This window comes from Falsiroseomonas oryziterrae (assembly GCF_021864505.1).
Classification (GTDB): Bacteria; Pseudomonadota; Alphaproteobacteria; order Acetobacterales; family Acetobacteraceae; genus Falsiroseomonas; species Falsiroseomonas oryziterrae.
In genome coordinates, this window is sequence record NZ_JAKJIB010000503.1 from 1 (window position 1) to 1,988 (window position 1,988).

Genomic DNA, 1,988 nt, shown 5'->3' on the forward strand with positions numbered 1-1,988 from the left:
TCCAGGAGCCCGCCGGCTCCTGGCGGGAGGGGTTCGGGGAGGGCAGCGCCCTCCCCGTGGCACTCACCCGGGTGCACCACGCTGCGGCGCGTTGAGGCGCAGCGGGACCCAGCGCTGGCCCTGTGGGCCTTCGATCAGCAGCAGCGCGGTCGCGCGGCCCTGGCGGCGCAGGCGCTCGAGGCGTTCCTGCACCTCCTGCGGCGTCGTCACGCGCTCCTGCTGCACCTCGACGATCACGTCGCCGGGGCGGAGTTCGCGCTCGGCCCCGGGGCTGCCGGGCGCGACCTCGGTGATCACCACGCCGCGGCTCTCGGGGCGGATGCTGAAGCGCTCGCGCGCTTCCGGCGTGATCGGCGCGACGCGCAGGCCGAGGCCCGAAAGCTCGGTCTGCTGCGGCCGCGGCGCCGGCTGGTTCGGCTGCACCGCCGCCTGCTGCTGATCGGACGGCAGCTCGGCCACCGTGATCTGCACCGTCTGCTCGCGCCCGTCGCGCCAGACCACCACCGGCACCTGCGAACCCACGCGGGTGTCGGCGACGATGCGCGGCAGGTTGCGCATCTCGCGCACCTCCTGGTTGTTGAAGCGCAGGATCACGTCGCCGGCCTGGATGCCGCCCGCGGCGGCCGGCCCGCCTTCCTGCGCCCGCGCCACCAGCGCGCCGCGCGCCGGCTGACGCAGGCCGAGGCTCTCCGCGATCTCGTCCGTCACCTGCTGGATGTTCACGCCGAGCCAGCCGCGCCGCACGCGGCCATCGGCCTGCAGCTGGCCGACGATGTTGCGCGCCAGGTTGGACGGGATGGAGAAGCCGATGCCGATCGAGCCGCCGGTCGGCGAGTAGATGGCGGTGTTGATGCCGACCACCTCGCCGTTCAGGTTGAACAGCGGACCGCCCGAGTTGCCGCGGTTGATCGCCGCGTCGGTCTGGATGAAGTCGTCATAGAGCCCCTGGCGGATGTCTCGGCCGCGCGCCGAGACGATGCCCGCCGTGACCGACCCGCCGAGGCCGAAGGGGTTGCCGATCGCCACCACCCAGTCGCCGACCTGCGCGGTGTCGCTGTCGCCGAAGGTCACGGAAGGCAGCGGCCGTTCCGAGGTCACGCGCAGGACGGCGATGTCGGTGCGCGGATCGGCGCCGACCAGCGTCGCGCGGAGCGTGGTGTTGTCCTGCAGGACGACGTTGATCTCGTCCGCGCCCTCGATGACGTGGTTGTTCGTCACCACGATGCCGGACGGGTCGATGACGAAGCCCGAGCCGAGCGACTGCGCGCGACGCGGCGCCTGCGGGCCGCGGTTCTGCGGCCCCTGCTGCTGGCCGGGCGGCCGGTTGCGCTCGAGGAAGTCGCGGAAGAACTCCTCGAAGGGGCTGCCGGGCGGCGCCTGCGGCACGTCGGGCGCGTCGCGGTTGGCGCGCGGCTGGCCGCCGGCCTGCGTCGTCTGGATGTTCACCACCGCCGGCAGCAGGCGCTGCGCGAGCGGCGCGAAGGAGGAGGGCGCGCCGGGCGGGGGAATCTGCGGCGCGATCTGCTGGGCAAGGCCCGCCTGCGCCCCGGGGAGCAGGAGGGCGGCGGCAAGGACCCAGGGAGCGAGGGGACGAAGACGCACGGGCAACACCTTCCAGGGGTCGTTCAGCCTAGCGGCCGCTCGGCCGCTTGGCACCAGATTTGGCACGATCCGACGGGCGCGACACCCCCGCCGCACGGTCACGCCGTGTGACGAAGCGTACCGCGCGGCCGCCGGTTCGCACCCGCCGGCCGATCGGCCCGTCAGCCGATCAGCCCGTCAGCCGATCAGCAGCCAGGCGGCGCCGATGCCGAGCGCCGCCGCCGCCAGGCCGCCGATCCGCAGCCGGTCATCCGGCTGCGCCAGCAACTCGCCGAGCGCCCGGCGCATCGCGCCGGGTGCGGTCGCGTAGAGCAGCCCCTCCAGCGCCAGCACCACGGCGACGCCCGCGAGCAGCTGCTCGAGGCCCATCGGTCAGCGGCCCGGCC

Annotated in this window: 2 protein-coding genes; both read right to left on the reverse strand. The window is 74.4% G+C overall.

What is annotated here, in order from left to right; translation table 11 throughout:
- Nucleotides 1–63: 63 nt before the first annotated feature.
- Nucleotides 64–1,608 carry a DegQ family serine endoprotease gene (locus L2I40_RS22475; protein ID WP_237217556.1) on the reverse strand — a complete coding sequence of 515 codons (1,545 nt, stop codon included), beginning with the start codon at nt 1,606–1,608 and terminating at the stop codon, nt 64–66.
- Nucleotides 1,609–1,779: 171 nt separating this feature from the next.
- Complete coding sequence (locus L2I40_RS22480; RefSeq protein ID WP_237217557.1) at nt 1,780–1,971, reverse strand: DUF2065 domain-containing protein; 192 nt, start codon at nt 1,969–1,971, stop codon at nt 1,780–1,782.
- Nucleotides 1,972–1,988: the final 17 nt, after the last annotated feature.